A 26956-nucleotide genomic window follows, 5' to 3' on the forward strand; every position below is an offset into this window, starting at 1 on the left:
CGCGCCCCGGATAGCCTCGTCCCATGAGCAAGCCGCCGACCCTCACCTTGCCCTCGTGCGCCCGCGCGCGCCGACTCGTCACCGAGCGCGGCGAGTTCGCCGTCCACGACGCCCGGCCCGACGGGACACCGGCCGGGACCGCGCTGCTCGTACCGGGCTTCACCGGCAGCAAGGAGGACTTCATCGCCCTCCTGGAGCCGCTGGCCGCCGCGGGGTTCCGCGTACTGGCCGTGGACGGCCGCGGCCAGCACGAGTCCCCCGGCCCGCACGACGAATCCGCGTACACCCAGGGCGAGTTGGCGCAGGACATACTCGCTCAGGCGCGCGCCCTGGACGCCGGTCCGGTGCACCTTCTGGGGCACTCCCTCGGCGGTCTCCTCACCCGCGCCGCCGTCCTGCGCGACCCCGCGCCCTTCCGGTCCCTGACCGTGGTGAGTTCGGGCCCGGCCGCCATCCGAGCGGCCCAGCAGACCCGGGTACGGATGCTCATCGACGCCCTCGCAACGCTGGACATGCAGGCGGTGTGGCTGGCCATGCGCGAGCTCGACCCGCCGGAGGCCGAGGACGCGGCCACCCCGCCGGAGGTCGGCACGTTCCTCCACCGGCGGTGGATGAACACCGTCCCGCAGCAGTTGACCGCCACCGGGCGGCAGATGCTGGCGGAGCCGGACCGGGTGGCGGAACTGGCCGCCGTACCGCTGCCCAAACACGTCGTGTCGGGCGTCGTCGACTACGCCTGGCCGGTGCCGGAGATGGACACGATGGCCGAGCGGCTGAGGGCCCGGCGCACGGTCGTCGAGGGCGCGGAGCACTCGCCCAACGCGGAGCGGCCGGCCGAGACGGCGGCAGCCCTCGCGGAGTTCTGGCACAGCACCCACTGAGCGGGGCGCACGCCCCGGCGCGCCCCTTCCCGTACGCCCGGAAAGCCACCCGCGCGCCCGCAAGGCCATTCACGCACCCGAAAGCCATCCCGCACCCACACGGCCACTCACACCCCGACCGCCGGCCCGGCGCCCACCCGGCCTCGCGCGCCCCGGCCGCTAACAATGCGCCCGTACGTGCTCCCAGAAGCCGTCCCGCAGCGCCCGCCGCAGGTCCGCATGGCCGCGCAGCGAGTGGTGCAGCAGTCCCTCGGCGGCCGTCAGCAGTTCCTGATCGACCGCGCCCGGCAGATACGGGTGGCCGGGCAGCAGCTCGGTGACCCAGGGGGCACCGCGCTCGCCCAGCCAGCGCGCGGCGACCCGGGCACCGACGAAGCGCACCTCGTCGCGCGCGGGCGGTGTGCCGCCGCTGCCGGAGCCGTCGGCCGCCGGCTCCCCGTGGTCGTGAGCGACCATCCGCCGGGTCACGTACGGCTTGCAGAACTCCAGGTCGAAGGTGCGCTGGCTGTCGACCTCCCACAACAGCGGCTCGGCCTGGTTGCGCCCGTCGACCGCCTCGATGCCCCACAGGTGGACCCGGGCGCCGTACCCCTGCGCGGCCTCCACCGCCGAGACCAGGTCCTCGTCGCCGCCGATGAGGACCGCGTCGCTGATCGCGCGGTGCCGGGCCAGCGACTCCAGGTCGGAGCGGATCAGCGAGTCCACGCCCTTCTGCTGGTTGTTGGCGTTCAGGTTGCCGAGCCGCACCTTGACGTCCGGGAGCTCGGCGACGCGCTGCTGCTCCAGGGTGTGGATGCGGCGCCGGGCGCCGTCGTACCAGTAGACGCGCAGCAGCCGGCTGTCCGGGAAGATCATGCGGGCCTTGTCGATGAACGCCTCGATGAGGCCCTCGGCGTCCAGCTCGAAGGCCCTGCGGTCCTCGGTCCCGGCGACCAGCCGGCCGGCGGCCGCGTACACATAGCCCGCGTCGACGAAGGCCGCGTGGGTGGCCGGGGTCGTGGCGACCTCGGCGAGCACCCGGGTGAGCAGCTCGTTGGTGCGCTCGATACCCGCGAGCACCGCGGCGAGGTCGGGTGAGGGGCCGGAGAGCCGGGCGTCGTCGTTCATACGGGCCCATTGTCCGGCCGGTCACTCAGCGCGCACAACCGCTCCCTCTCCCCATCAGTACTTAGACCACCGAAAAATTTCTTTAGCGTAGGGAATGATTGCAGGGAGCATGTCGTTGTACCCCCTGGGAACGCCGGGCACCGACGCCCCGCGAGTCCCCATACAACAGCAAAGTTCTCCGCAGGAGGATCAGACGAAGGGAGAAGCCGTTATGCGCTTCGAAATCATGCGCCTGGACGATGTCGACGGCGCCGCCGTGGACAGCACCGTCGTGGACGCCGCCTCCGTCAACCGGATCGTGCAGCAGGCCGCCGCAGTCGGCCAGCGCATCTACATCCGCCCAGCCGACACCGCCGCCCGATGACTCACACCGCGTCACTCATGCCCGCGTGACGCACGCGGCGTGTCCGGCGCACGGAGCGCCCCGCACGAATCACTCGCGCGGGGCGCTTCGCGCGTCCGGGCCCCGTACGGGCCCCGGTCCGTCAGCCGCCGCGCACCACCTGCATGACGCCGTTGATGATCTGCTGCACCGCGAGCGCGGAGAGCATCATTCCGGCCAGCCGGGTCACCAGCACCACGCCGCCGTCCTTGATCACCCGGATGATGACCAGCGAGAAGCGCATCACGAGGTAGAGCACCACATGGATGGCGGCGATCGCCGCCCACACCGACAGCTCGCCGCTGATCCCGTCCGCGTGCTGCACCGCGAGGATCACCGAGACGATCGCGCCCGGCCCCGCCAGCAGCGGCATCCCCAGGGGCACCAGCGCCACGTTGACGTCCTTGGTCTGCGTCGGCTGCTCCGACTTGCCGGTCAGCAGGCTGAGCGCGACGAGCAGGAGCAGCAGCCCGCCCGCGATCATCAGCGCGGGCGGGGTGATGTGCAGCCGGCCGAGGATCTGCTCACCGAAGAGACCGAAGACGGCGATGACGCAGAACGCGACGGTGGCCGCCTGCCAGGCCATCTTCCGCTGCACCTTGGCCGGGCGGCCGGAGCTGAGGGCGAGGAAGATCGGGATGATCCCGGGCGGATCCATGATCACGAACAGGGTGACGAAGAGCGTACTGAAGACAGCGAAGTCGAACACAGTGATGGCCTTGCGGGAGGTGGTACGAGCGAGCGGTGGGACGTAAGGGATGCGATGGAGCGGTGGTACGTGAGAGGAGAAGGCGGAGGGGAGTGCGAGGCAGAGCGCGCAGCCGTACGCGCGCGGGCGCGTGAGCGGGCGGCAGTGGCCCGGGCCGGGTGCGGCGGGACGAACGCCCGCCGGCCGGAGCACGGTCGTGCCCACCCGGCCGGAACGGGGACCTGCCCGCCGGCCGGAGCGCGGTACGGGTCAGCCGCCCGCGCCGGGAACAGGGAAGGCGCCGGTCGCGCGGCGCACGATCTCGCCGTATATCTCCGGGTCGGTGGTGTACTCGCCGAGCGCGACGGTCTTGCGGCTGCCGTGGTAGTCGCTGGAGCCGGTGGTCAGCAGGCCGAGGTCGGCGGCGAGGCCGCGCAGCCGGGCCCGCGCGGCGTCGTCGTGGTCCATGTGGTCCACCTCGACGCCGTCCAGCCCCGCCGCCGCCAGCTCGGCGATGACGCTCTCGGGGACGGTCCGCCCGCGCTTGACCGCCAGCGGGTGCGCGAAGACGGTCACCCCGCCCGCGGCCTTGACCAGACGGACCGCGTCGAACGGGTCCAGTTCGTGCTTGTCGACGTAGGCCCGGCCGTCGTTGGCGAGCCACTGCGGCGTGAAGGCGTCGGACACCGTCTCGACGACGCCCAGCTCCACCATCGCGGCGGCGACGTGCGGCCGTCCCACCGCGCCGTCCCCGGCGATCCGCGCCACCTGCTCCCAGGTGACCGGGACCCCCAGCTCCTGGAGCCTGGCCACCATGCCCCGGGCCCGCGGCACCCGGTCATCGCGGACCAGTTCCCGTTCGCGGGCCAGCTCGGGCTCGTCGGGGTCGAAGAGGTACGCCAGCATGTGCATGCTCACGCCGCCGACACGGCAGGACAGCTCGGCGCCGGTGACCAGCGTGAGCCCCTCGGGCAGCGCGGCCCTGGCCTCGGCATGGCCGCCCACGGAGTCGTGGTCGGTCAGCGCGACGACGTCCAGCCCCCAGGCAGCGGCATTGCGCACCAGCTCAGCGGGGGTGTCCGTACCATCGGAAGCAGTGGAGTGGGTGTGCAGATCGATGCGCACGACGCTGAACTCCAGACTGCTGCGGGGCGGGCCAGGGGGACGTCAGAAGGATACCGGCCGCCCGCCACCCCCTCGAACACACGCCCGCGCGGGCTCCGTCACAGCCGACCGCCCACAGCCGACCGCCCACCGGCCCCTTCATCCGGCACCGACCGGCTCCCGAGCCGTCCGGCCCGGCCTGGCCTCACGATCCGCCAGGACCCGACCGGCTCCCGGCCGCCGCCTCTCACGTCAGCAGCCGCGGCGACAGCGCCCCGCACGGCAGCAGGTCGACCTCGGCGCCCGCGTCCCGCAGGTCGGTGAGCACCAGCTCGTCGTACAGCAGCAGGCCCGACTCGGCGGGCCAGACCACCGCCCACAGCCACAGTCCGCGCGCCTCCCCGGCGAAGACCGCGCGGTCCTCGGGGGCTCCTTCGACGTGCCAGAGCGGGGTCGGGCGCCCGGCCGCCAGGACCTTCACGTGGGCCGGTTTGTTCACGCACATGTGCGGGCCGGGGTCGGGGCCGTCGATGCCCGCGTAGCGCGCGCCCAGGCCGACGCCCAGCTCCTCCGCGATCAGGAGCAGCTCGCCGGGACCGCCGAGCGGTCCGGGACCGGAGCAGGCCACCGCGGTGGCGCGCCCGCCGCTGCGGTCGTCGCCCGCGCAGGCCACGCCCGTGAACAGCCAGCCGACGGGCAGCGGCCACGGCATCCATACCGGCACCCGGGCGCGGCGTACGGCCACGGCCAGCGCTTCGACGCTGGGCGGGACGACCGGTTGCAGAGGATGCACCGTGCCGTGCACGCCGCACTGCCAGGAGTCGGCAAAGAGACCGGGCGCCCGCACCCGGCCACCGCACTTCGGGCAACTGGGTTCGCCCCTCATAGAGCCCCACGGTCCTCCCGGCCGGGCGCCGCGTCAAGGACGATCACCCATCCGGCGCCCCGGGCCGGGACATCCGGGGCCCCGGGCAGGTAGTTGCATCTGGCACTCTTTAGGGCGCCTGACTAATTGCGTGTAAACAGCAACGTTTCAGCGGACGCGCCGGACGCGCCGGACCGCGTCGCACCGCGGCGCACCGCGCCGGACCGCGCCAGGAACAGAGTCGTCGTCTTCATGGGCATCGGCCTCGTCGACCCGATCCTCCCCTCGATCGCCAACGGGCTGAACGCCTCCACCAGCCAGGCCTCCCTGCTGTTCACCTCGTACTTCCTGATCACCGCGGTCGCGATGCCGGTCACCGGCTTCGTCTCCAGCCGGATCGGCGGCCGTAGGTCGCCGCTCGCCGGGCCGGCGCTCGTGGTGGTCTTCGCGGCCCTGTCCGGCACGTCCTCGTCGGTGGGCGAGCTGGTCGGCTTCCGGGCCGGCCGGGAGCTGGGCAACGCGCCGTCGTCTCCACCTCGCTCGCCGTCATCGTGGGCGCGGCGCATCCGACAGGGGCATCGCGAAGCGATTCGGCTCGGGGCGGTGGCGGGCAACGGGTGGGAAGCGCCGCGGCGATCCTGCTGTACGAGTCGGCGCTCGGCCTCGGCACGGCCCGCGGGCCGCCGCTCGACGCGGTCCTCGGCGACCTGAAGTGGCGCTACCCCTTCTTCGGCACCGCCGTCCTGATGGCCGTCGGCTTCCTCGCCATCATCGTGTTCCTCAAGGAGCAGCCCCGGCCGGCCCGCAAGACGTCCGTGCGGGACCCGGTCAAGGCCCTCGGCCACGGCGGCCTGACCTCCGCCGCCGCCTCCGCGTTCTCCGAGGACGCCGTCTCGGCCTTCGCCAACTGACGTCCTGCCGGCGGCGGTACGGCGCGCCGCCCACCTGCCCCGGCGGGGCGGGCGGCGTACCGTACCGCCGCGCGCCCTACGACAGCGCCACGCCCGTACGCAGCGGATCGCGCAGATCCGTCCCGCCCTTCAGCCACCGCTCCTGGAGCGCCTCGGCGCCGTGCACCCGCTTCCAGGCGGCCTCGTTGGGCGTCATCGGCAGCAGCGGCAGGAAGCGGACCGGGTCCAGCGGCTCGTCCAGCTCCAGGTCCGCCACCAGGCCGCCGGACTCCGCGACCAGTACGGAGGTGAACGGCGCGCCCGGCCACAGCGGCTCCCCCACGTCCAGCGACGCCCCCGGCGCCACGACCACGCCCTCGACCTGCGGGGACGCGGCGAGGACGGCGAGCGGCCTGAGCACCTTGTCGACATCGGCGCGGCCCGCCTTGACCGACAGCACCAGTTCGGCGCGCGGGCCGCGCAGCGGGTCGGCCAGCACCGCCGTGGGGTCGGTCATCGGCCGGTCCGACATTCCGAGGGTGACGTAGCGCACCAGGTCGCCGTCCGGGCCGCCGCCGGTGAAGCGCAGCACCTCGATCCGGTCGGTCCCGAGGAAGGTGACGGCGGCGCGCGCGTCCGGCTCGCCCAGGGTCGTGCGCAGGCGGGCTTCGACCAGCTCAAGAACGTCAGACATGCCGCGAGCATAGGCCCGGGCCCGGGCCCGGCCGCGGTCGCCCGGCGGGCCGCCCGGCCGCATGCGGCGACGGTGCGTATGGAACGGGCAAAGGCGCGCGGGATCCGTTCCGACGGCTGATAGCCTTGCCGTCTGGTCAGGGAATGACGTTCGTCCCCCAGCGGGGACCGGCCGGAGGAGGTGGGGCTGCGGTGGATCCAAGTCGACCGTGCAGTACCGACAGTTCTCCTGTCATCCCCCAGCGCGCCCAGCGGCTTTCTTGATCCAGGGGCTTCCGTACCCCTGCCGCTCGCGGTGAAACCCGTGAAGTGCCTTCGCGCCGGAAGTAGATGACGGAAGAGCGCCTTCGACTCTCGTTTCCGTGTTTTCTGCGAACTGCCGTCAGACCTGCGCACGGAGCGCCGCCCGCTTTGCGGACGTATGACAAGCGCCGACGCGTACGTCCACGTTCCGGGCAGCGTTACGCCGCGCGCCCGCGGCTGGCGGCCGGCCCGTGAAGGAGCCTGCCCATGTCGATGATCCGCGACCTGCGTGCCGCCGTCCGCCCCGCCCGGCGGCGCGAGGACTCCCCGTACAAGTACGAGACCGACCTCGGCAAGGCGGCCCACACCAACAGCGCCATCGTGGACTGCGGTGTCTACCGCGACGGTCGGCGCGCCAGCGACCATGTCACGCCGTCCCAGGCGATGGCGGGCGTCCGCAGCGACGGGGGTTTCGCCTGGATCGGGCTGCACGAGCCCACCGAGGCGGAATTCGCGGAGATCGCGCGGGAGTTCGGGCTGCACCCGCTGGCCGTCGAGGACGCGGTCCACGCCCACCAGCGGCCCAAGCTGGAGCGCTACGACGACACCCTGTTCACCGTCTTCAAGACGGTCCACTACGTCGAGCACGCGGAGCTGACCGCCACCAGCGAGGTGGTCGAGACCGGCGAGGTGATGTGTTTCACCGGCCGGGACTTCATCGTGACCGTGCGGCACGGCGGCCAGGGCTCGCTGCGCGCCCTGCGCCACCGCCTCCAGGACGACCCCGAGCTGCTCGGCAAGGGCCCGTCCGCCGTGCTGCACGCCATCGCCGACCAGGTCGTGGACGGCTACATCGCGGTGGCCGGCGCGATGCAGGACGACATCGACGAGGTGGAGATCGACGTCTTCAGCTCCGGCTCGGACGGCCCGGGCGCGAGCGCCGCCAAGGGCTCGGCGAAGGGCGGCGACGCCGGGCGGATCTACCAACTCAAGCGTGAGGTGCTGGAGTTCAAGCGGGCCGTGTCGCCGCTGCTGCGGCCGATGCAACTGCTGAGCGAGCGGCCGATGCGGCTGGTCGACTCCGACATCCAGAAGTACTTCCGGGACGTGGCCGACCACCTGGCGCGGGTCAACGAGCAGGTGCTCTCCTTCGACGACCTGCTCAACTCGATCCTCCAGGCCAACCTGGCGCAGGCGACGGTGGCCCAGAACGAGGACATGCGCAAGATCACCTCGTGGGCGGCGATCTTCGCCGTTCCGACGATGATCGCCGGGATCTACGGGATGAACTTCGAGTACATGCCCGAACTGAAGTGGAAGTACGGCTACCCGCTCGTCCTGCTCGTCACGGTCGGCATCTGCTTCGGCATCCACCGCGGCTTCAAACGCAACGGCTGGCTGTGACGCCGTACGGGCCGGGCGCCCCGCCCGCCGCCCATTAGGCTGATCCCATGACGGAGACCGTGTCGCAGGAACTGCTGGACCGCGCGCTCATCGAAGAGGCCACGAAGAAGTCCGGCCTCATCTGGGTACGGGGCGCCACCGGCCCGGCACGGGCCCTGTGGCACGTCTGGCACGACGGCGCCGCGTGCGTGGTCGGCGCGGGCCCCCGCGGCACGGACCGGGCGGCCGACCCGGCCGACGAGCAGCCGCTGCACGACCTCGGCCTGGTGGACGGCGGCACCGCGACCGTCACCCTGCGCAGCAAGGACAAGGGCGGCCGGCTGGTGAGCTGGCAGGCCCGGGTCGGCGAGCTGACGCCGGACGGCGAGGCATGGCAGGCGGCCGTGGAGGACCTCAAGGGCAAGCGGCTCAACGCGCCGGACGCGGAGACGATGCCGCGGCGCTGGGCGCGCGAGTGCCGCGTCCTGCGGCTGGAGCCGGTCACGGACGCGTCGGCCCGTACGGACTTCGACACCTCGTCCCAGGCCGCCCGTCCTCTCCCCACCCCGGCCACCACACGGCTGCCGATCCCGGCGGCCCTCCCCAAGCTCCTTCGCGGGAAGAACGGGAAGAACGGGAGCAAGGGCAGCAAGGGCAGCAAGGGCAGCAAGGGGAAGAAGCAGAAGGCGTAGGGGCCTCGTCCCGGGCGGGCGTGGACCCGCGCCCCGCACGCCCCCGCTCGGCGCGTCCTAGTCGCCGAGCGTGATCTGCTTGCCGTAGTCGATGATCTGACTGTCCGCCGGTGCCTGGATCTCCACCGGCTTTTCCCAGTCGGTGAGCCGTACCTCGCCCGCGCCGCCCGCGCGGCGCAGCCGGAGCGGGTAGGGCTTGCCCTCCAGGGAGACGTCGAGGGTGCCGCCCGCGCCCTGTCCCGCGGCGATCCGGATGGTGCGGGTGCCGTCGAGGGTGCCGCGGTCGCCGGTGGCGAGTGTGCCGTGCAGCCCGAGGAGGCTGCTGAGCAGCACGCCCTTGTCCGTGAAGCCGCTGAAGCGCCGGTAGACGGGGTCCGAGGCCGGCACCTTCACGTACTTGCCGACGAGCTTGGAGACGGCCGTCTCGTCGTTCGTCGAGGGGTTGGCGCTCTTCTCGCGGGCCCAGAAACCGGCGTCCGCCTTGAGGTAGAGCGCGCCGCCGACCCGCAGCAACTGGAAGGTCGCCGCCTTGGTGGCGAGTTCGCCCCGGGCGCCCTCGGGCCCGAGCCGCATGTCCAGCTTGTAGGTGCGGCCCTGGCTGACGAGGTGGCCGGAGAGCCGTACCGTTCCGGCGCCGCGGGCGGCCGTCTGCGCCTTGGCCTGGATCTTGTCGGCGGGCAGCTTGCCGACCCCGTTGGTCCCGGCGTCCGGGTCCTTCGACGCGCACCCCGCCAGCGCCCCGGCGAGCACCGCGCACACCGCCGCCGTCAGCGCCGCCCCGCGACTGCGGTGGGGGACGGCCGGGCGGCGGAAGCAGGCGCCGGCGGGGCCTGCCGAGGGGAAAGCGGTCACGACGGTTCTGCCTCCTGATGCGGATGACCTCGACGGCAGTACGGCAGCGTACCCGGGCCGGGCACGCCGTACGGCGGAGTGCGCGGTGGACACCGTACGGCCCTTCCCGCCGGGGCGACACCGGGTGGTGCACGTTAGCCTGATTTCGGATCAAGCCCGTTCGAGGGGCTTTACCTGCGGAGAAGCGGCAACACGTAACGCCAGGGAAGAGGGGCGCGGCCGCGTGGTGACGCGGCGGCCCGCTACGGCGCAGCGGAACGGAAGCGGAGGCACTCGGCATGGCGGTGGTCACCCCTCGGGTGTTCGTCTCCCACCTCGCGGGCATCGCCGTCTTCGACCCCAACGGCGACCAGGTCGGCCGGGTCCGCGACCTGGTCGCGATGTTGCGGGTGGGCGGCCGGCCGCCGCGGCTGCTGGGCCTGGTCGTCGAGGTCGTCAGCCGCCGCCGGATCTTCCTGCCGATGACCCGGGTGACGGGCGTGGAGTCCGGCCAGGTCATCACCACCGGCGTGGTGAACATGCGGCGCTTCGAGCAGCGCGCGTCGGAGACCCTGGTCCTCGGCGAGCTGCTGGACCGCCGGGTGAGCCTGGTCGAGACGGGCGAGGAGGCCACCGTCCTGGACATCGGCATCAGCCAGCTTCCGGCCCGCCGCGACTGGGAGATCGACAAGGTCTTCGTACGGAAGGGGAAGGGCGGGGCGCTGCGCCGCAAGGGAGAGGCGCTGACCGTGGACTGGTCGGCGGTGACCGGGTTCTCGCTGGAGGAGCACGGGCAGGGCGCGGAGAACCTGCTCGCGACCTTCGAGCAGCTCCGCCCGGCGGATCTGGCCAGCGCGCTGCACCACCTGACGCCGAAGCGGCGCGGCGAGGTGGCCGCCGCGCTGGACGACGACCGGCTGGCGGACGTCCTGGAGGAGCTGCCGGAGGACGACCGGGTCGAGATCATGGGCAAGCTCCAGGAGGAGCGGGCCGCCGACGTCCTGGAGGCGATGGACCCGGACGACGCCGCCGATCTGCTCTCCGAGCTGCCGGAGGAGGAGAAGGAACGGTTGCTCGCTCTGATGCGGCCGGACGACGCGGCGGACGTACGGCGGCTGATGGCGTACGAGGAGCGCACCGCGGGCGGCCTGATGACGACCGAGCCGATCGTGCTGCGGCCGGACGCGACGATCGCGGTCGCGTTGGCCCGGGTGCGCGACCCGGACCTGTCGCCGGCGCTGGCGGCGCAGGTGTACGTGTGCCGGCCGCCGGACGAGACGCCGACCGGCAAGTACCTGGGACTGGTGCACTTCCAGCGGCTGCTGCGCGACCCGCCGTTCACGCTCGTCAGCTCCGTGGCGGACACCGACCTGCCGCCGCTGCCGCCGGGCACCCCGCTGAACGAGGTGACCAGCTATCTGGCGACCTACAACATGGTGGCGGCGCCGGTCGTGGACGAGAGCGGCTCCCTGCTGGGCGCGGTGACCGTCGACGACGTACTGGACCACCTGCTGCCCGACGACTGGCGTGAGGCGGAGATGCACGGACCGCCGGGCGCGGCGGCGGACCGGGAGGGAGAACCGGACGATGGGCGCTGAGGAACGGGACGGTGTCAAGGAGCGTGCGCGGGCGCTGAGCGCGGCGCCGGGGTCCGGGCCGGGCGGCGGGCGCTCCCGGGTGCGCCTGGACCAGCCGCGCGCGCCCCGCCGGAGCCTGCTGCCCGAGTACGACCCGGAGGCGTTCGGGCGGCTGTCGGAGAAGATCGCCCGCTTCCTGGGCACCGGCCGGTTCATCGTCTGGATGACGGTGATCATCGTGGTGTGGATCATCTGGAACGTCGCCGCACCCGGCCACCTGCGCTTCGACCACTACCCGTTCATCTTCCTGACCCTGATGCTCTCGCTCCAGGCGTCCTACGCGGCACCGCTGATCCTGTTGGCGCAGAACCGGCAGGACGACCGGGACCGGGTCACCCGGGAGCAGGACCGCAAGGAGAACGAGCGCGCCATCGCCGACACCGAGTACCTGACCCGGGAGGTGGCGGCGCTGCGGCTGGGTCTGGGCGAGGTGGCCACCCGTGACTGGATCCGCTCCGAACTCCAGGACATGATGAAGGAGCTGGAGCTGCGTCAGATGGTGGACGCGGAGAGCGAGCAGGAGGTCCGCCGCCGGGAGTAGCCCCGGCGGACGCGGCCGGCCGCCGACCTTTCCGGAGGCGGCCACCGGCGCCGCGCGGGCCCCGCCCGCCGCCCCTTCAGGGCGCACTGCGCGCGGCCGTGGTGCCCACCCGTCGCCCGGCCACCGCCCCTTCAGGGCGCGCCGCGCACGGCCGTAGTATTTCGGTATGGCTACCGACACGCCCCAAGGCGCAGCGCCGAGCGAGGACGCGGTCCACGCCGCGCTCGCCACGGTGAACGACCCCGAGATCCACCGCCCCATCACCGAACTGGGCATGGTCAAATCGGTGGAGATCGCGGCGGACGGCACGGTGGCGGTGGCGGTCTACCTGACGGTCGCCGGCTGCCCGATGCGCGAGACGATCACCTCGAACGTGCGCGAGGCCGTGGGCCGTGTCGAGGGCGTCACCGGCGTCTCGGTCGAGCTGGACGTAATGAGCGACGAGCAGCGCAAGGAGCTGGCGTCGTCGCTGCGCGGCGGCACCGCCGAGCGCGAGGTGCCGTTCGCCAAGCCGGGCTCGCTGACCCGGGTCTACGCGGTCGCCTCCGGCAAGGGCGGCGTCGGCAAGTCGTCGGTGACGGTCAACCTGGCCGCGGCGATGGCGGCCGACGGTCTGAAGGTCGGCGTGGTGGACGCCGACATCTACGGCCACTCGGTGCCCCGGATGCTGGGCGCGGACGGCCGTCCCACCCAGGTCGAGAACATGATCATGCCGCCGTCGGCCAACGGCGTGAAGGTGATCTCCATCGGCATGTTCACCCCGGGCAACGCCCCGGTGGTGTGGCGCGGGCCGATGCTGCACCGCGCGCTCCAGCAGTTCCTGGCCGACGTGTACTGGGGCGACCTGGACGTCCTGCTGCTCGACCTGCCCCCGGGCACCGGCGACATCGCCATCTCGGTGGCGCAGCTCGTCCCGAACGCGGAGATCCTGGTCGTCACCACGCCGCAGCAGGCCGCGGCGGAGGTCGCCGAGCGGGCCGGCTCCATCGCCGTACAGACCCACCAGAAGATCGTCGGCGTGGTGGAGAACATGTCCGGGCTGCCCTGCCCGCACTGCGACGAGATGGTGGACGTGTTCGGCTCCGGCGGCGGCGAGCGGGTCGCCGAGGGCCTGACGAAGACCACCGGTACGCAGGTGCCGGTGCTGGGCGCCATCCCGATCGACGTACGGCTGCGCGAGGGCGGTGACGAGGGCAAGCCGGTGGTGCTGACCGATCCGGAGTCCCCCGCCGGCGCGGCGATCCGCGCCATCGCGGGCAAGCTGGGCGGCCGCCAGCGCGGCCTGTCGGGCATGTCGCTGGGGATCACCCCGCGCAACAAGTTCTGAGGCGGCCCGGCGGCCCGGAACGGCGGCCGGAGCACACGCGGGGCGGGCCCGTCGGGTCCGCCCCCGCGTCGTCGTACGGTCCGCGCGCGCCGTGCCGGGGCGGTGCGCGGCCGGTCCGCTCAGTCCGCCGCCACGCCTTCCGCGGGCACGTCGTCCGCCCGGCCGTCGCCGGGCTGCGGGCCGCTGTCGCCGCCCGCGTACACGGCGATGTCCTTGACCACCGCGAAGCCCAGCCCGTACGCGCTCATCCCGCGCCCGTACGCCCCGATGTGCACGCCCTCGGGGCCGTCGCCCGCCGACCCGGCCAGCACCCAGCCGTACTCCGACTCGCGGTAGCGGAACGGCGTCGGTACGCCGTCCACCGGCAGCGTCAGCGCGCTCCAGCCCTCGCCACCGAGGTCGTCCGCCAGCTCCCAGGCGAGCATCGTCTGCTGGTCGAGCCAGTCCTGGCGGAGCGTGCGGTCCATCTGCGTCGGCCAGGTGCGGGAGAGCAGGCCCGATCCGGCGAGCCAGGCCGCCGTGGACGTGGACGTGGCGTCCAGGACCCCCGTGCCGTCCGCGCTGCGCCGCACGGGCCGGCTGGCGACGGTCACCACGACCGCGAACCGCTCCGAGTCCGGTGTGCTCTCCACCTTTATGGTGGGCTCCTGGCCGTGGCCGGTCGCGCCGTGCTCGACCGTGCCGTCCGCGGCCGCGCCGACCTGCAGCAGCCAGCGGGGACCGGTGAACGCGTCGTCGAGTCCGTACCACGGGAACGCGGCCGACAGATACCCGTCGACCTTCCGCCCGGTGCCGGCGGTGACCGCCTGAACTCCTGCCCGACCCGTCGTCTCCATCTGCGCGGAGCCTCCTATTTGCCCTGCGTCGTGGGCGGCCCGCCCCCCTCAGGCGACCTCACCCCGGACACGGGGAGCATAGTCAACCCGCTCGGCACCAGCGGGCATAAGGCTTGCATAAGACGAGTCAGGTGGCATCGGGATCGAACGGCGGGCGCTCGTTCGGTGCCGGCCGCGCGCCCTTCGTGAACATGTCCGGCGCGGCGGAACCGCCGCCGGAGCCCGCCGCGGCGTCCGGGGACTCCTTGGTGAAGCTCACCCGGGACGCGGACCCCCGGTCGGCGGAGGAGGCGCCGTCGACGCCGTGCACGGCGTCCGTGACCTCGGCCATCTCCTTCTTCAGGTCGAAGCCGTTACGGATCTCCTGGAGGCCGTACTGGTCGTTCTCCATCACGTGCTTGCGCACGAAGTTGCGCGGCTTGAGGTCCTCGAACTCGAAGTCCTTGAACTCCGGCCCCAGCTCGCTGCGGATGTCCTCCTTGGCGTTGTCCGAGAACGCCCGCACCTTGCGCACGAATCCCATGACATCGGAGATCACCTTGGGCAACTTGTCCGGCCCGAAGATCAATACCGCAAGGATCACGAGCGCGATCAGCTCTAGGGGTCCTATGTCGAAGAACACCTTGCGGCTCCTTGGGTCATCCGTGGCCTACCAGGCCCTAGGGGGCCTGAGGGGACGTGTCGGGCCTATGGGCCAGGCCGCCTATCACGGTACCTGGCCCATGGCGTCCGGCGGGAGTCGCCCGTCCCAACACCGTGCAAACGGTCCGGCCCGCACCCGCGCGGGCCCCTACTCCTGGCCGGCGGCACCGAGGGTCAGCCGGGCGGTCTGCTCCTTGCCGTCCCGCCGCAGGGTCAGGGTGAGCCGGTCCCCCGGGCGGTGGCTGCGGATCTTGATGATCAGCTCCTCGCCGCTGTGCACGGGCTGCCCGTCCACCTTGGTGATCACGTCGCGCGGCTTGATGCCCGCCCTGGCCCCCGGGCCGCCGGGGGTGACGGGGGCCCCGCCGTCCTTGCTCGCGGCGCTGACCCGCGCGCCGTCGCCCGCGTACTCCATCTCCAGCGTGACGCCGATCACCGGGTGGCTGACCCTGCCCTTGTTGATCAGTTGCTCGGCCACCCACTTGCCCTGGTTGATCGGTATGGCGAAGCCCAGGCCGATACTGCCGCCCTGGCCGCCCTCCAGGCCGCCGCCGGAGCTGCCCGCGGCGCGAATGGCACTGTTGATGCCGATCACCCGCGCCCGGGAGTCGACGAGCGGACCGCCGGAGTTGCCCGGGTTGATCGGGGCGTCCGTCTGCAGGGCGTCCACGTACGAGACGTCGCTGCCGTCGCCCTTCTTGCCGCCCGCCGTGATGGGCCGCTGCTTGGCGCTGATGATGCCGGCGGTGACGGTGTTCGCGAGGTCGTACGGGGCGCCGATCGCCACGACGGGGTCGCCGACCCGTACGGCGTCGGAGTCGCCGAGCGCCAGCGGACGCAGCCCGGAGACGCCCTGCACCTGGACGACGGCCAGGTCGTAGCCGCCGTCCCGGCCGATGACCTTGGCCTTGGCCGTCTGGCCGCCGCTGAAGGAGACCGCTATCTCCCCGCCGGTGCCGGCCGGCTCGACGACGTGGTTGTTGGTGAGGATGTGGCCCTGCTGGTCGAGGACGAAGCCGGTGCCGGTGCCCTGCTCGCTGTTGCCGCGGACGTGCAGGGTGACCACGCTGGGCAGCGCCGCCTGCGCGATGCCCGCGACGCTGTCCGGCTTGCGGCCGCCCCGGTCGCCGGAGTCCTGCGGCAACTCGATGCTGCCGAGGCCGCCGTTGCGCTCGATGTACGCGCCGACGCCGCCGCCGACGCCGCCGGCCACCAGCGCCAGGGCCACCGCGCCCGCGGCCAGCGCGCCGCGGCGGTTGCGCCGGGGGGCCGGCGGCGGGGGCGGGGGCGGCGTGCCCAGAGGCATCGCCGCGCCGTGCCGCGGCGCCCCCCAGGGGTCGTACTGCTGCCAGTGGCTCTGCTGCTCGCCCTGCTGGTGGGGCTGCTGGGGGCCGGCGGTCCCGCCCGGCCCCGGCTCCACGCCGCCCGGGCCGGGCTGCGGGAGGTGCCGGGGCTGCGGCGCGCCGTGCGCCTCGGGCGGGAGCGGGGCACCGCCGGACGCGTCGTGCATCACGGCGGGGAGCCCGGCGCCGTCCCCCGCGCCGCGCGGGGCGGCGTCCGCGCCGGACGGCGGAGGGGCCGCGGCCGGGTGGTGCGGCGCGTCCGGGCCCTGCGGCGGCCGGCCGGGCGCGGACGGCGGCTCCGCCCACGGCATCGGCGTACGGGCGGAATCCTCGTGCGGCGGGCCCACGGGCGGCTGCGGCTGGGCCGGGAACGGCTGCCGGGACGGCGGTACGGGTGCGCCGCCGTACGCGGCCTGCTGCCCGGCAATCGGCGTGGCGCCCGTGCTCTGCGGCGGGACTCCCGTGCCGTGCGCCGGGGTGGCCGTCGGACGCTGCACCGGCGGCGCGGGCGCCCAGGGGCCCGGGTCGCCATACGGAGGCGTGCCGTACGGGTCCTGAGGATGCAGCGGCTGCTGCGGCGGGGCGGCCGGGGGCGCGGGGGCGTGCGATACGGAAGCGGGCGGCACGGGGGCCGGTGCGCCGGAGCCCGCCTCGGGCGTGGCGCTCGACGGGATGCCGGAGCCAGGGCCGGGAGCGGCGCCCGAAGCGTCGGCGCCCGCGCCGGCGCCGGCGTCCGAAGACGCGCCGGGCGTGCTGCCGGGAGCGCCGTTGGGCGTGCTGCCGGGAGCGCCGTTGGGCGTGCTGCCGGACGGCTCAGTCGGCTGCTGGTCCGTCCCGGCCTGCGGAGCGGCCGAAGCGATTCCCTCCGGCCCGGTGGGCGCAGTGGGCCCGGTGGGCAGGTCACCGGCCGCACCGGCAGGCGGTGCCGTGCGTTCCCGGGTGGCGGCGGCGCCTTCGGTCTCGGGTGCCGCTCCGGCCTCGGGCGTCGCTCCGACCTCGGGCGTCGCGGGCCCGGGCGCGGCGGGTGCCTGTGCCGACGGCTCCGCGGGCCGCTGCCCAGGCCGGCTCCACCAGTTCCGCTTCGGCCCGGCGGCCGTGCCCTCGTCCATGTTCTCCCCACCGATACGCCCGCTGTGTCAGGCGGGCACCACCACCTCGCCGACGGCGCGTCCCCGAAGGGAAACGCCATCCGGACAGCGATTCAACCAGGTTCGCGCGGCCCCGCGCAGAGCCCGGTCAGCGCGGGGCGGGGCGGTGGGCGGTCAGCGCCTCCCGGGAGGCGAGGCCGGACGGTACGGCGGGCCCGGCCAGGGGGCGTCCGGCGTCCGCCGACGGCGGGTACGGGGCCGTGTCACGCGCGCCGGACTGCGGGGCCGGCGCGGGGTGGTACGGCATGAGCTGACCCGTCTGGAGCGTCAGCGCGGGCAGGGCGGACCGGCCGTCGGACGGGAACGCGACCTGGGACAGGAGCAGCGACGGGGCGGGGCGCGCGGCCGACGGCACCGACGGGCCGGTCAGCCCGAGCGAACTCGGGGCCGGGTCCGGGGTGACGCCCGCGCCGGGGAGCGACCGCGCCCACGGGGAGCCCGTCGCGAACAGCAGGGCCTCGCCGCGCGTCATGCCCGGCGGGCCGACCGGGCCGGGGGTGGCGCTGAGCGGCGTCATCTGGCTGCCCGTACCGTCGGCGCGGCCGCTCGGGGTGTCGACCGCCGCCTCCAGCGGCAGGGCGCCGCCGAGCGCGAACGCCGCCAGGGAGACCGCGCCGGCCGCCGCGAAGGCGAACCGGCGGCGCTGCGGCGCGGGTCTGGCCGGCTCGTGGATGCGGAAGCCGCGCGAGCGCGGCTGCCGGGGCACCCCGCCGGCGGCATGGGTGCCGGACGGGAGATACCGGAGCGAGCCGCCGCGCGCCTCGAACTCGCCGCCCTCGGCGAAGTCGCCGAACGCGCCGCTGCCGAAGCGCCCGGGGCCCAGCCGACTTCCGGGGCCGTCGGCATCACCTCCGGGCAGCCCCTGGAGGCGCGCCAGCAGCCCCTCGGAGGGACCGGGGGGCGCCGTTTCCGCGAAGACGTTCTTCAGCCGCCGCTGGTCGTCCGCCTCCGCCTTGCACTTTCCACACGTAGCGAGATGCGCGAGCACCCGCTCGCGCGCGTCATGGCCCAACTCCCCGTCGACCAGAGCCGCGAGGCGGTCGCCGAGATGATGCTCGGCGGGGGACGGACCGCCTGTACCGCTCACGCGATTCCGACCTCCCCCGTAGTGACCGAAGTGAGCGGCCGCCGGTCGCGCTCGCGCTCCTCGGCGCGCGCGGCCGGGGAGCGGTGCTTGAGCGCCTTGCGCAGGTGGGAGCGGCCGCGGTGGATCCGGCTGCGGACCGTGCCCAGCTTCACGCCGAGGGTGGCGGCGATCTCCTCGTACGACAGGCCCTCGATGTCGCAGAGCACCACGGCGGCGCGGAACTCGGGCGCGAGGGTGTCCAGCGCCTGCTGGACGTCGGCGTCGAAGTGGGTGTCGTTGAAATGCTGCTGCGGGGAGGGCTCGCGGCTGGGGAGCCGCTCGGCCGCGTCGTCACCGAGCGCGTCGAAGCGGATGCGCTGGCGGCGGCGGACCATGTCCAGGAAGAGGTTGGTCGTGATGCGGTGCAGCCAGCCCTCGAAGGTGCCGGGGGTGTACGTCGACAGCGAGCGGAAGACGCGGACGAAGACCTCCTGCGTCAGGTCCTCGGCGTCGTGCTGGTTGCCCGTGAGGCGATAGGCGAGACGGTAGACCCGCGCGCTGTGCGTGCTGACGATCTCCTCCCAGGTGGGCGGGGTCCAGGCCTGCGCATCCGCTTCGGCGGCGAACGTCGCTGTCGTAGCGGTGTCAAAGGCCCCTCCCCTACCCTTGAGGCCGTGGGAGCGGGAACGGTCAGCGGTGTCTGTCACGGATTTCGGCTCGACGGCCGACCGCCTGAGACGCCTGCGCGCCCATCGGTCACCCGCCGCAGCCGCACCTCCCCTGGTGGCTCTGGTGGTGTCCAGTAGAGCCCCTACCATATCCACCTCGCCCGTTAGCTCCGGATAAGCAGATTTGACCTGCTTTTGGCCTGGCTTCGCGTCATCCCGCACGTCTCGCTGGGTCTTCACCGATGCATCCCCCCTGCTGTGCTTCAACGCCCGGTCCCATCTGCGGGTTCCCGCACGCAGCGGATACAGTCACGGTTGCGTCAACTACGGGGACAGGAGAGGGCCATTACCGGCAACCGGCAGACGAGCTTGGCATTCGCCGAGGCGTACGGCGCCGGGACCATCGACGACGAGGCCGACGCCGCCCTGCACTGGTCCCGGGAGCGGGCGCGGGAGGCGGGCATCCGCGCGGTGTCCACCGGCACCGGCACCGCGTTGCGCCTGCTCGCCGCGACGGCCGACGCCAAGGCGGTCGCCGAGATCGGCACCGGCACGGGAGTGTCGGGCATCTACCTCCTGCACGGCATGCGTCCGGACGGCGTCCTGACGACGGTCGACCTGGAACCGGAGCGGCAGCAGTTCGCGAAGCAGGCGTTCCGGGAGGCGGGCTTCGCCGGCAACCGCGCGCGCTTCATCCCCGGCCGCGCCCTGGACGTACTGCCCCGGCTCGCCGACGGCGGCTACGACCTCGTCTTCTGTGACGGGGACCGCATGGAGTGCCTGGACTATCTCGCTGAATCGTTGCGGCTGCTGCGCCCCGGTGGCCTGGTCTGTTTCGAGGGCGTCTTCGCCGACGGCCGTACGGTCGACTCGGCGGCCCAGCCCGCGGAGGTGCTGCGCCTGCGCGAGCTGCTGCGCACGCTCCGCGAGACGGACGCGCTGGTCTCGTCCCTGCTGCCGGTGGGCGACGGCCTGCTGTGTGCCGTCAGGCGCGGCTGAGCGCCGCCCGTGGGCGTACGGGCCGGGCGTCCGGGAACGACACGGCCCCGGCAGGCCCCGCGCAAGCGCGGCGCCCACCGGGGCCCGGGTATTCGGCTGGGGGTCCAGGGGTCAGCCCCGGGAAACCGCAGCATCAGGGCGGCTGCCCTGTCAGACGGTGACCTTCTCCAGGGCCTCGCCCAGGGCCTTGGCTTCGTCGGGAGTCAGCTCGACGACGAGTCGACCGCCGCCTTCGAGCGGAACGCGCATGACGATGCCCCGCCCCTCCTTGGTCACCTCGAGCGGGCCGTCGCCCGTCCGCGGCTTCATGGCCGCCATGCTCGTTCCCCTTCCTGAAACCAGCTCACGCAGCCGACAACCCAGGTGTCACCGGCATCGAACACATTGCTTCCAGGCCATTATCCCGCATCGCACGACCCGATGACCAACATCGGGGAGCATCCCTTCGGCAACGCGCTCTCGCAAAACCACCCAATTCGGGGAGTGGGCTGCGATACTTCGCCCTCGACCGGCGTCCGGTCCTCGCCGGTAGTTTGACGTACGTCACATGACGGACGCCGATGATCTCCGGCATCCTGAGCGCTGGCTGCCACTGCCCGGCAGCGCGAGCCGCGACGGAGGGACCCCTCACCATGGCCGACACCGTGCTCTACGACGTGACCGACGGCGTCGGGACGATCACGATCAACCGTCCCGACGCGATGAACGCGATGAACACGGAGACCAAGGCCGCCCTGCGGGACACCCTGCGCGACGCCGCCGCCGACCCGGCCGTACGGGCCGTCCTGCTGACCGCCACCGGACGCGCCTTCTGTGTGGGCCAGGACCTCAAGGAGCACATCGGGCTGCTGGCCCAGGACCGCGAGACCGGCTCGGGACAGACCATGAGCACGGTGCGCGAGCACTACAACCCCATCGTCACGGCGCTCGCCGGGATGCCCAAGCCGGTGGTGGCGGGGGTCAACGGGGTCGCGGCGGGCGCCGGCGCCGGTTTCGCGCTGGCCGCCGACTACCGGGTCGTCGCCGACACCGCCTCCTTCAACACCTCCTTCGCCGGCGTGGCGCTCACCGCCGACTCCGGCATCTCCTGGACACTGCCCCGCCTGATCGGCCACGGCCGCGCCGCCGACCTGCTGCTCTTCCCGCGCAGCATCACCGCGCAGGAGGCGCACGACCTGGGCATCGCGAACAAGGTCGTCCCGGCGGCCGAGTTGGCGGCCGAGGCGGCGGCGGTGGCGCGCACGCTGGCCGAGGGGCCGACCGCCGCATACGCGGCGATCAAGGAATCCCTCGCGTACGGGGCCGGTCACTCGCTCATCGAGGCACTGGCCAAGGAGGACGAGCTCCAGACGCGGGCGGGCGCCTCGGAGGACCACCACATCGCGGTCGAGGCGTTCGTGAAGAAGGAGAAGCCGAGGTTCCTGGGGCGCTAGAGCGCCCCGGGCGCCCCTCAGGCGTTCGCCGCGGCCTCCACCGCGTCCCGCACATGGCAGTCCGCCAGGTGGTCGTTCACCAGGCCGCACGCCTGCATCGTCGCGTACGCCGTGGTGGGGCCGATGAAGCGGAAGCCGCGCTTCTTGAGGTCCTTGGCCAGCGCGGTGGACTCCGGGGTGACGGGCGCCACGTCGACCAGGGTGCGCGGTGCCCGCCGGGTGCCGCGCTCGGGCGCGTAGGACCAGATCAGCCGGTCCAGCTCGCCCGGGGCCAGCTCGGCCGCGACCCGCGCGTTGGCGATCACCGCGTTGATCTTCGCGCGGTTGCGGATGATGCGGGCGTCGGTGAGCAGCCGCTCGGCGTCCGCCTCGGTGAACCGGGCGACCGCCTCGATGCGGAAGTCCGCGAACGCGGCCCGGAAGCCCTCGCGGCGGCGCAGGATCGTGATCCAGGACAGCCCGGACTGGAACGCCTCCAGACACATCCGCTCGAAGAGCGCGTCGTCGCCGTGGACCGGCAGGCCCCACTCGGTGTCGTGATAGGTGCGATAGTCGGCCATTTTCTCCGACTCCATGCCCCAGGGGCAGCGTGGCACCCCGTCCGGAGCCGTGACCACTCCCGTCATGAGGCGGTCTTCCCCTCTTCCTCGCCCCCGGAGGCCGGGGGCTCCTGTCCGGTAGGTACGGTATGTCCGGCAGGCTCGGCCGCTTCGGCAGGCCCGGCAGGCCCGGCCGCTTCGGCAGGCCCGGCAGGCCCGGCCGCTTCGGCAGGCCCGGCCGGTTCGGCAGGCCCGGTAAGCCCAGCAGATCCGGTCGGTTCGATCGGTCCCGTCGGCCCGGCAGCCCCCGCCGGTTCAGCAGACCCGGCAGATCCAGCAGCCCCGGTCCCCCCACCCTCCGGCCGCTTCCCGCCCCGGTCCCCGGAGCCGTCCTCCAGGGAGCCCTTGATCAGGCCGGGCGGACCCATCGCCGCGGCGTGCGCGCCCGCGAGGGCCGCCTCCAGTTCGGCGATGCGCGCGTCCCGTTCGGCCAGCTCGGCGCCGAGCCGGTCCAGCACGTCGTCGACGTCGTTCATCCGGTAGCCGCGCACGCCCACCGGCAGGCGCACCGCCTCCACGTCGGCGCGGGAGACGGGACGGTCGACGGGCAGCGGTTCGTACAGCCGGTCCGGCGCCGCCTCGCCGAGCCCGCCCTCGTCGCCACCGCCGACCACGGCGAGCGTGACCGCGGCGACCACCACGACCATCGCGATCAGCAAGAACCAGAACACGACCATCTCCCCGAGCTATGTGTTGGCACTGATCGTGCCATGCGGGTGTGACCGTTAGGGTCGCTGCCGGACCAGGATGAGGGAGAAGCAATGCTGCGGCTGGGGAATCGAGAGTTCACCGCTCACGAGCCGGTGATCATGGCCATCGTGAACAGGACCCCGGACTCCTTCTACGACCAGGGGGCCACCTTCACCGACGCGCCCGCGCTCGCCCGGGTGGAGCAGGCGGTGGCCGAGGGCGCCGCGATCATCGACATCGGCGGGGTCAAGGCGGGCCCCGGCGAGGAGGTGGACGCCGAGGAGGAGGTCCGGCGCACGGTCGGCTTCGTCGCCGAGGTGCGCAAGCGGCACCCGGACGTGGTGATCAGCGTGGACACCTGGCGGCACGAGGTCGGCGAGGCGGTCTGCGAGGCCGGCGCCGACCTGCTCAACGACGCGTGGGGCGGGGTGGACCCGAAGCTGGCCGAGGTCGCGGCCCGGTACGGCGTGGGCCTGGTGTGCACCCACGCGGGTGGTGTCGCGCCGCGGACCCGCCCGCACCGGGTGGCGTACGAGGACGTGATGGCGGACATCCTGCGGGTGACGCTGGGGCTGGCCGAGCGGGCGGCGGAGCTGGGCGTACGGCGCGACGCGATCATGATCGACCCGGGGCACGACTTCGGGAAGAACACCCGGCACAGCCTGGAGGCGACCCGGCGGCTCGGCGAGATGGCGGCCGCCGTTCCGCAGGCCCTCGGCTTCGCCCGGGCAGGGGACACCCCGTTGCCGGTGCTGGTCTCACTGTCGAACAAGGACTTCGTCGGCGAGACGCTGGACCGGCCGGTCAAGGAGCGGCTGCTCGGGACGCTGGCGACGACCGCGGTCTCGGCGTGGCTGGGCGCACAGGTCTACCGCGTCCACGAGGTCGCCGAGACCCGGCAGGTCCTGGACATGGTGGCGTCGATCGCGGGCCACCGGCCCCCGGCGGTGGCCCGCCGGGGACTCGCGTAGCCCTCGCGGCGCGCGCCGCCGGGGCCCCGCGCTACTTCCCGGTCTCCTTGGAGACCAGCGCGACCGCCTCGTCCACGTCGTCGGTGACATGGAACAGCAGCAGGTCGTGTTCCGACGCCTTGCCCTGCGCGACGACCGTGTCGCGCAGCCAGTCGACCAGGCCGTTCCAGTACTCCGTACCGAAGAGCACGATCGGGAAGCGGGTGACCTTGCGCGTCTGGACGAGGGTCAGCGCCTCGAACAGCTCGTCGAGGGTGCCCATCCCGCCGGGCAGTACGACGAAGCCCTGCGCGTACTTCACAAACATCGTTTTTCGGACAAAGAAGTACCGGAAGTTGACACCGATGTCGACGTGCGGGTTCATGCCCTGCTCGAAAGGCAGCTCGATGCCCAGGCCGACGGAGACGCCCTTGGCCTCCCTGGCGCCCCGGTTGGCGGCCTCCATCACGCCGGGCCCGCCACCCGTGATCACCGCGAAGCCGGCCTCCACCAGCGCCCGGCCGAGTGCCACGCCCGTCTCGTACTCGGGCGAGCCGACGGGCGTACGGGCCGAGCCGAAGACGCTGATGGCGCTGGGCAGTTCGGCCAGCGCGCCGAAGCCCTCCACGAACTCCGACTGGATGCGCATGACCCGCCAGGGGTCGGTGTGCACCCACTCCGTGTCGCCCTCGGCGGTGTCCAGCAGCCGCTGGTCCGTGGTGCCCCGCTGCACCTGCTCGCGTCGGCGCACCACGGGTCCCAGGCGCTGTTCCTCCCACGCCCGTTCTTCCTCGGGGCTGGCCATATCGTGCTCCCTCCGCTGCCGGTCGGTGTCCGGCAAGGGTAGATCGGCGCAGGTGACGGGCAAGGCAATTCCGGATGCCGGGACACCTGCGGGGCCCGTGGGCCGGGCGTGCCGGGCGCCGCGGGCAGACAGGGGTTCGACGACCGGAGTGCGGCGGCCGGGATCCGGCGGCCGGGGCTACGCGGTGAGCCAGGACCGCAGGCGCTCCTCGCAGTGCAGGATCCGCTCGACGGCGACCCGTTCGTCCTTCTTGTGCGCCAGTACGGGGTCGCCGGGGCCGTAGTTCACGGCGGGCACGCCCAGGGCGCTGAAGCGCGAGACGTCCGTCCAGCCGAACTTGGGCTTCGCGACGCCGCCGACCGCCTTCATGAAGGCGGCGGCCGCGGGGTGGGAGAGGCCCGGCAGCGCGCCCGGCGAGTGGTCGTCGACGATCATCTCGGCGACACCGCAGTCCGCGAAGACCTCGCGGACGTGGTCGAGCGCCTCCTGCTCGCCGCGGTCGGGCGCGTAGCGGAAGTTGACGGCGACGGTGCAGGTGTCGGGGATCACGTTGCCCGCCACGCCGCCCTCGATCCGTACGGCGTTCAGGCCCTCGCGGTATTCGAGGCCGTCGATGACGGCCCGCCGCGGCTCGTAGGCGGCCAGGCGCGCGAGGATCGGTGCCGCCGCGTGGACGGCGTTGCTGCCCATCCAGCTCCGGGCCGAGTGGGCCCGCTCGCCCTCGGTGCGCAGCAACACCCGCAGGGTGCCCTGGCAGCCGCCCTCGACCTCGGTGTTCGAGGACTCCAGCAGGACGGCGAAGTCGCCCTCCAGCCAGTCCGGGTGCTCCTCGGCCAGCCGTCCGAGGCCGTTGAACTCGGCGGCGATCTCCTCCATGTCGTAGAAGATGAAGGTCAGGTCGCGGTTGGGCGCGGGGACGGTGGCGGCGATGCGCAGTTGCACGGCGACGCCGGACTTCATGTCGGTGGTGCCGCAGCCCCACAGGACGCCGTTCTCGTCGAGCCGGGAGGGCACGTTGTCCGCGATCGGCACGGTGTCCAGGTGGCCGGCCAGCACGACCCGCTCGGCGTGGCCCTGGTCCGTACGGGCGACGATGCAGTTGCCGTCCCGCTCCACCGTCAGGTGCGGGAGCGCACGCAGCGCGTTCTCGACGGCGTCCGCGATGGCCTTCTCGTCCCGGCTGACGGAGGGGATGTCGACGAGCTGAGCGGTGAGCCGGGCCGCGTCGAGGGAGAGGTCCAGTGCGGGGGTCTGCGTAGCGGTCTCCATGGGTCCGACCCTACCGGCGCCCCTCCAGTACCGTTGGCTGCGTGTCCCCCCAGCCCACCGCCCCCGCCCGCGGCACCCGCAGCAAGCGCCTCCTGCGTGTCGGCGCGGCCTTCGCCGTGCTCGTCGGGCTGGCCGTGTACCTCGTCGTGCAGTACGTGACCGGCGGTCCGGGTGCGCCGCGCTGCTCGGTGCGGAGCGCGGACGGCGGCGCGCCGTACGAGATCTCGCCGGAGCAGGCCGCGAACGCCGCGACCATCTCGGCGGTCGGCTCCGCGCGCGGGCTGCCGGAGCGGGCCGTGACGATCGCCCTGGCGACCGCGATGCAGGAGTCCGGGCTGCGCAACATCGATTTCGGCGACCGCGACTCGGTCGGCCTCTTCCAGCAGCGGCCGTCGCAGGACTGGGGCACCGTCGAGCAGATCATGGACCCGGTCTACTCGGCCGGGGAGTTCTACACCCACCTGGCCAAGGTGCCGGGCTACTCGCGGCTGCCGCTGACGGTGGCCGCGCAGAAGGTGCAGCGCAGCGGCTACCCCCAGGCGTACGCCAAGCACGAGCCGAACGCCGCGCTGCTGACCGGCGCCCTCACCGGGCGCGACGGGGCGGCGATGACGTGTTCGGTGAACCGCCCCGCGGACCGGAAGCAGCCGGGCGGTACGGACGGGGTGCGCAGGAAGCTGGTGCGCGAGTTCGGGCCCGACGTCCTGCCGCACCCGGACGGGGCGGCGCCGGGCGGCAAGGACGGCGACCGGGTGCTGACGGTGCCCGCGCGGCCGGTCTCCCACGGCGACGGCGCGGACTCCGGTACCGAGGCCGCGGAGGCAGGGCAGGCCGGCGGCGCGGCCGCGGGTGGGAGCGCCGCCCGGACGCAGCGGCGCGGCTGGGAGCTGGCCACCTGGGCGATGGCCCACTCCGGGGCCTTGGGCATCGAGCAGATTTCCTACGCCGGGAAGATGTGGTCCGCGGCAGATTCCGGGAAGGGCTGGCAGCGGGCGACCGGTGCGGCGGCGCGTGCTTCCGGTACGGACGTACGGATCGTCACCGCGAAGTGAGGGCCTGAGCGGCGCCCGGAGCGGGGGGGGGCGGCGCGCGGGGTGCGGCGAGCGGTGTCGCCGGGCCGGTGGCGCGGTCGTCCGGCGGTCGCCGGGACCTTCGTACGGCGCCGCGTCTTCCCCCGTACGGCCGTCACGTCGTCAGCCTCGTGGTCACCGCGCAGCCGTCCGGCGGGTCGCTCGGGCGAGTTA

26 protein-coding genes and 2 pseudogenes are annotated in these 26956 nt (G+C 73.4%); 12 read left to right on the plus strand and 16 right to left on the minus strand.

Annotated features, from left to right (window positions below):
* Nucleotides 1-23: 23 nt before the first annotated feature.
* A complete protein-coding gene (locus ACH4EB_RS27395) occupies nt 24-881 on the plus strand; it encodes an alpha/beta fold hydrolase (RefSeq protein ID WP_398350479.1) in 858 nt (285 codons plus the stop codon).
* A gap of 159 nt (nt 882-1040) precedes the next feature.
* Here the strand turns inward: ACH4EB_RS27395 and ACH4EB_RS27400 are convergent, their stop codons facing one another.
* Nucleotides 1041-1988 carry an NYN domain-containing protein gene (locus ACH4EB_RS27400; RefSeq protein WP_398350481.1) on the minus strand — a complete coding sequence of 316 codons (948 nt, stop codon included), beginning with the start codon at nt 1986-1988 and terminating at the stop codon, nt 1041-1043.
* 211 nt (nt 1989-2199) lie between these two features.
* Here ACH4EB_RS27400 and ACH4EB_RS27405 point away from each other — a divergent pair, with 211 nt between their 5' ends.
* Complete coding sequence (locus ACH4EB_RS27405) at nt 2200-2352, plus strand: hypothetical protein (protein ID WP_199810363.1); 153 nt, start codon at nt 2200-2202, stop codon at nt 2350-2352.
* A gap of 121 nt (nt 2353-2473) precedes the next feature.
* On the opposite strand, the gene ACH4EB_RS27410 is transcribed toward ACH4EB_RS27405, so the two are convergent.
* The 3 genes from ACH4EB_RS27410 to ACH4EB_RS27420 all read right to left on the minus strand — a co-directional run bounded on the left by ACH4EB_RS27410 (nt 2474) and on the right by ACH4EB_RS27420 (nt 5048).
* A complete protein-coding gene (locus ACH4EB_RS27410; RefSeq protein WP_073758457.1) occupies nt 2474-3079 on the minus strand; it encodes a MarC family protein in 606 nt (201 codons plus the stop codon).
* A 249-nt stretch (nt 3080-3328) separates the two neighbouring features.
* Nucleotides 3329-4183: a PHP domain-containing protein gene (locus ACH4EB_RS27415; RefSeq protein WP_398350482.1), complete on the minus strand. Its 855-nt coding sequence runs from the start codon at nt 4181-4183 to the stop codon at nt 3329-3331.
* A 226-nt stretch (nt 4184-4409) separates the two neighbouring features.
* Nucleotides 4410-5048, minus strand: a complete 639-nt coding sequence (locus ACH4EB_RS27420; protein ID WP_398350483.1) for a DUF6758 family protein — start codon at nt 5046-5048, stop codon at nt 4410-4412.
* 126 nt (nt 5049-5174) lie between these two features.
* On the opposite strand from ACH4EB_RS27420, the pseudogene ACH4EB_RS27425 reads away from it, so the two are divergent.
* Nucleotides 5175-5905: pseudogene (locus ACH4EB_RS27425) on the plus strand (MFS transporter); the annotation flags it as partial.
* A 109-nt stretch (nt 5906-6014) separates the two neighbouring features.
* On the opposite strand, the gene ACH4EB_RS27430 reads toward ACH4EB_RS27425, so the two are convergent.
* Nucleotides 6015-6611: a suppressor of fused domain protein gene (locus ACH4EB_RS27430; RefSeq protein WP_398350485.1), complete on the minus strand. Its 597-nt coding sequence runs from the start codon at nt 6609-6611 to the stop codon at nt 6015-6017.
* A 509-nt stretch (nt 6612-7120) separates the two neighbouring features.
* Here ACH4EB_RS27430 and ACH4EB_RS27435 point away from each other — a divergent pair.
* Both ACH4EB_RS27435 and ACH4EB_RS27440 read left to right on the plus strand, forming a co-directional pair.
* Entirely contained in the window at nt 7121-8257 is a 1137-nt protein-coding gene (locus ACH4EB_RS27435; RefSeq protein ID WP_398350486.1) for a magnesium and cobalt transport protein CorA, read from the plus strand.
* A gap of 47 nt (nt 8258-8304) precedes the next feature.
* Nucleotides 8305-8928: a hypothetical protein gene (locus ACH4EB_RS27440; RefSeq protein WP_398350487.1), complete on the plus strand. Its 624-nt coding sequence runs from the start codon at nt 8305-8307 to the stop codon at nt 8926-8928.
* 57 nt (nt 8929-8985) lie between these two features.
* On the opposite strand, the gene ACH4EB_RS27445 is transcribed toward ACH4EB_RS27440, so the two are convergent.
* A complete protein-coding gene (locus tag ACH4EB_RS27445) occupies nt 8986-9678 on the minus strand; it encodes a hypothetical protein (protein ID WP_398350586.1) in 693 nt (230 codons plus the stop codon).
* A gap of 380 nt (nt 9679-10058) precedes the next feature.
* On the opposite strand from ACH4EB_RS27445, the gene ACH4EB_RS27450 reads away from it, so the two are divergent.
* The 3 genes from ACH4EB_RS27450 (at nt 10059) to ACH4EB_RS27460 (ending at nt 13264) form a co-directional block, all read left to right on the plus strand.
* Nucleotides 10059-11357 (plus strand): magnesium transporter MgtE N-terminal domain-containing protein, encoded by a 1299-nt coding sequence (locus tag ACH4EB_RS27450; protein WP_398350489.1) that lies wholly within the window; start codon nt 10059-10061, stop codon nt 11355-11357.
* Entirely contained in the window at nt 11347-11937 is a 591-nt protein-coding gene (locus ACH4EB_RS27455; RefSeq protein WP_398350491.1) for a DUF1003 domain-containing protein, read from the plus strand. Before ACH4EB_RS27450 ends, ACH4EB_RS27455 begins: the two co-directional genes overlap by 11 nt.
* A 166-nt stretch (nt 11938-12103) precedes the next feature.
* Nucleotides 12104-13264: an Mrp/NBP35 family ATP-binding protein gene (locus ACH4EB_RS27460; protein WP_398350492.1), complete on the plus strand. Its 1161-nt coding sequence runs from the start codon at nt 12104-12106 to the stop codon at nt 13262-13264.
* A 119-nt stretch (nt 13265-13383) separates the two neighbouring features.
* Here the strand turns inward: ACH4EB_RS27460 and ACH4EB_RS27465 are convergent, their stop codons facing one another.
* The 5 genes from ACH4EB_RS27465 to sigE form a co-directional block, all read right to left on the minus strand.
* A complete protein-coding gene (locus ACH4EB_RS27465) occupies nt 13384-14100 on the minus strand; it encodes a hypothetical protein (protein ID WP_398350493.1) in 717 nt (238 codons plus the stop codon).
* A 127-nt stretch (nt 14101-14227) separates the two neighbouring features.
* Nucleotides 14228-14722 (minus strand): sec-independent translocase, encoded by a 495-nt coding sequence (locus tag ACH4EB_RS27470; RefSeq protein ID WP_398350494.1) that lies wholly within the window; start codon nt 14720-14722, stop codon nt 14228-14230.
* A gap of 168 nt (nt 14723-14890) precedes the next feature.
* Nucleotides 14891-17194 carry a trypsin-like peptidase domain-containing protein gene (locus tag ACH4EB_RS27475; RefSeq protein WP_398350495.1) on the minus strand — a complete coding sequence of 768 codons (2304 nt, stop codon included), beginning with the start codon at nt 17192-17194 and terminating at the stop codon, nt 14891-14893.
* A gap of 127 nt (nt 17195-17321) precedes the next feature.
* On the minus strand, nt 17322-18320 hold the full coding sequence (locus tag ACH4EB_RS27480) for a zf-HC2 domain-containing protein (RefSeq protein ID WP_398350496.1): 999 nt from the start codon (nt 18318-18320) through the stop codon (nt 17322-17324).
* Nucleotides 18317-19006: an RNA polymerase sigma factor SigE gene (sigE, locus tag ACH4EB_RS27485; RefSeq protein WP_398350497.1), complete on the minus strand. Its 690-nt coding sequence runs from the start codon at nt 19004-19006 to the stop codon at nt 18317-18319. The genes ACH4EB_RS27480 and sigE overlap by 4 nt, the downstream gene beginning before the upstream one ends.
* A gap of 276 nt (nt 19007-19282) precedes the next feature.
* On the opposite strand from sigE, the gene ACH4EB_RS27490 reads away from it, so the two are divergent.
* Nucleotides 19283-19966 (plus strand): O-methyltransferase, encoded by a 684-nt coding sequence (locus tag ACH4EB_RS27490; RefSeq protein ID WP_398350498.1) that lies wholly within the window; start codon nt 19283-19285, stop codon nt 19964-19966.
* Between the two features lie 150 nt (nt 19967-20116).
* Here ACH4EB_RS27490 and ACH4EB_RS27495 read toward each other — a convergent pair whose 3' ends face one another.
* Nucleotides 20117-20284 carry a DUF3117 domain-containing protein gene (locus ACH4EB_RS27495; protein WP_003985072.1) on the minus strand — a complete coding sequence of 56 codons (168 nt, stop codon included), beginning with the start codon at nt 20282-20284 and terminating at the stop codon, nt 20117-20119.
* Between the two features lie 314 nt (nt 20285-20598).
* Between ACH4EB_RS27495 and ACH4EB_RS27500 the strand changes: the two genes are divergently transcribed.
* The gene (locus tag ACH4EB_RS27500) at nt 20599-21399 is read left to right on the plus strand and encodes an enoyl-CoA hydratase/isomerase family protein (RefSeq protein WP_398350499.1); all 801 of its coding nucleotides are present in this window, start codon (nt 20599-20601) and stop codon (nt 21397-21399) included.
* A 17-nt stretch (nt 21400-21416) separates the two neighbouring features.
* Here the strand turns inward: ACH4EB_RS27500 and ACH4EB_RS27505 are convergent, their stop codons facing one another.
* Nucleotides 21417-22025, minus strand: a complete 609-nt coding sequence (locus ACH4EB_RS27505) for a DNA-3-methyladenine glycosylase I (RefSeq protein ID WP_398350500.1) — start codon at nt 22023-22025, stop codon at nt 21417-21419.
* Between the two features lie 218 nt (nt 22026-22243).
* Nucleotides 22244-22669 (minus strand): annotated as a pseudogene (locus tag ACH4EB_RS27510) (DivIVA domain-containing protein); the annotation flags it as partial.
* Nucleotides 22670-22759: 90 nt separating this feature from the next.
* Here ACH4EB_RS27510 and folP point away from each other — a divergent pair.
* On the plus strand, nt 22760-23659 hold the full coding sequence (gene folP, locus ACH4EB_RS27515; protein WP_398350501.1) for a dihydropteroate synthase: 900 nt from the start codon (nt 22760-22762) through the stop codon (nt 23657-23659).
* Between the two features lie 31 nt (nt 23660-23690).
* On the opposite strand, the gene ACH4EB_RS27520 is transcribed toward folP, so the two are convergent.
* Both ACH4EB_RS27520 and dapE read right to left on the minus strand, forming a co-directional pair.
* Nucleotides 23691-24443 (minus strand): TIGR00730 family Rossman fold protein, encoded by a 753-nt coding sequence (locus ACH4EB_RS27520; RefSeq protein ID WP_398350503.1) that lies wholly within the window; start codon nt 24441-24443, stop codon nt 23691-23693.
* 177 nt (nt 24444-24620) lie between these two features.
* Nucleotides 24621-25712, minus strand: a complete 1092-nt coding sequence (dapE, locus tag ACH4EB_RS27525) for a succinyl-diaminopimelate desuccinylase (RefSeq protein WP_398350505.1) — start codon at nt 25710-25712, stop codon at nt 24621-24623.
* 41 nt (nt 25713-25753) lie between these two features.
* Here dapE and ACH4EB_RS27530 point away from each other — a divergent pair, with 41 nt between their 5' ends.
* Nucleotides 25754-26764 (plus strand): heavy metal transporter, encoded by a 1011-nt coding sequence (locus tag ACH4EB_RS27530; RefSeq protein WP_398350506.1) that lies wholly within the window; start codon nt 25754-25756, stop codon nt 26762-26764.
* Nucleotides 26765-26956 lie beyond the last annotated feature (192 nt).

The sequence above is a fragment of the Streptomyces sp. NPDC018045 genome (assembly GCF_044327445.1).
GTDB lineage: Bacteria > Actinomycetota > Actinomycetes > Streptomycetales > Streptomycetaceae > Streptomyces.

Bases quoted from the DNA above. Each gene is read 5' to 3' on its own strand.
- ACH4EB_RS27395 (WP_398350479.1), top strand. From the start codon at position 24: ATGAGCAAGCCGCCGACCCTCACCTTGCCCTCGTGCGCCCGCGCGCGC.
- ACH4EB_RS27400 (WP_398350481.1), bottom strand. From the start codon at position 1,988: ATGAACGACGACGCCCGGCTCTCCGGCCCCTCACCCGACCTCGCCGCG.
- ACH4EB_RS27405 (WP_199810363.1), top strand. From the start codon at position 2,200: ATGCGCTTCGAAATCATGCGCCTGGACGATGTCGACGGCGCCGCCGTG.
- ACH4EB_RS27420 (WP_398350483.1), bottom strand. From the start codon at position 5,048: ATGAGGGGCGAACCCAGTTGCCCGAAGTGCGGTGGCCGGGTGCGGGCG.
- ACH4EB_RS27430 (WP_398350485.1), bottom strand. From the start codon at position 6,611: ATGTCTGACGTTCTTGAGCTGGTCGAAGCCCGCCTGCGCACGACCCTG.
- ACH4EB_RS27435 (WP_398350486.1), top strand. From the start codon at position 7,121: ATGTCGATGATCCGCGACCTGCGTGCCGCCGTCCGCCCCGCCCGGCGG.
- ACH4EB_RS27440 (WP_398350487.1), top strand. From the start codon at position 8,305: ATGACGGAGACCGTGTCGCAGGAACTGCTGGACCGCGCGCTCATCGAA.
- ACH4EB_RS27450 (WP_398350489.1), top strand. From the start codon at position 10,059: ATGGCGGTGGTCACCCCTCGGGTGTTCGTCTCCCACCTCGCGGGCATC.
- ACH4EB_RS27455 (WP_398350491.1), top strand. From the start codon at position 11,347: ATGGGCGCTGAGGAACGGGACGGTGTCAAGGAGCGTGCGCGGGCGCTG.
- ACH4EB_RS27460 (WP_398350492.1), top strand. From the start codon at position 12,104: ATGGCTACCGACACGCCCCAAGGCGCAGCGCCGAGCGAGGACGCGGTC.
- ACH4EB_RS27465 (WP_398350493.1), bottom strand. From the start codon at position 14,100: ATGGAGACGACGGGTCGGGCAGGAGTTCAGGCGGTCACCGCCGGCACC.
- ACH4EB_RS27475 (WP_398350495.1), bottom strand. From the start codon at position 17,194: ATGGACGAGGGCACGGCCGCCGGGCCGAAGCGGAACTGGTGGAGCCGG.
- ACH4EB_RS27495 (WP_003985072.1), bottom strand. From the start codon at position 20,284: ATGGCGGCCATGAAGCCGCGGACGGGCGACGGCCCGCTCGAGGTGACC.
- ACH4EB_RS27500 (WP_398350499.1), top strand. From the start codon at position 20,599: ATGGCCGACACCGTGCTCTACGACGTGACCGACGGCGTCGGGACGATC.
- ACH4EB_RS27505 (WP_398350500.1), bottom strand. From the start codon at position 22,025: ATGACGGGAGTGGTCACGGCTCCGGACGGGGTGCCACGCTGCCCCTGG.
- folP (WP_398350501.1), top strand. From the start codon at position 22,760: ATGCTGCGGCTGGGGAATCGAGAGTTCACCGCTCACGAGCCGGTGATC.
- ACH4EB_RS27520 (WP_398350503.1), bottom strand. From the start codon at position 24,443: ATGGCCAGCCCCGAGGAAGAACGGGCGTGGGAGGAACAGCGCCTGGGA.
- dapE (WP_398350505.1), bottom strand. From the start codon at position 25,712: ATGGAGACCGCTACGCAGACCCCCGCACTGGACCTCTCCCTCGACGCG.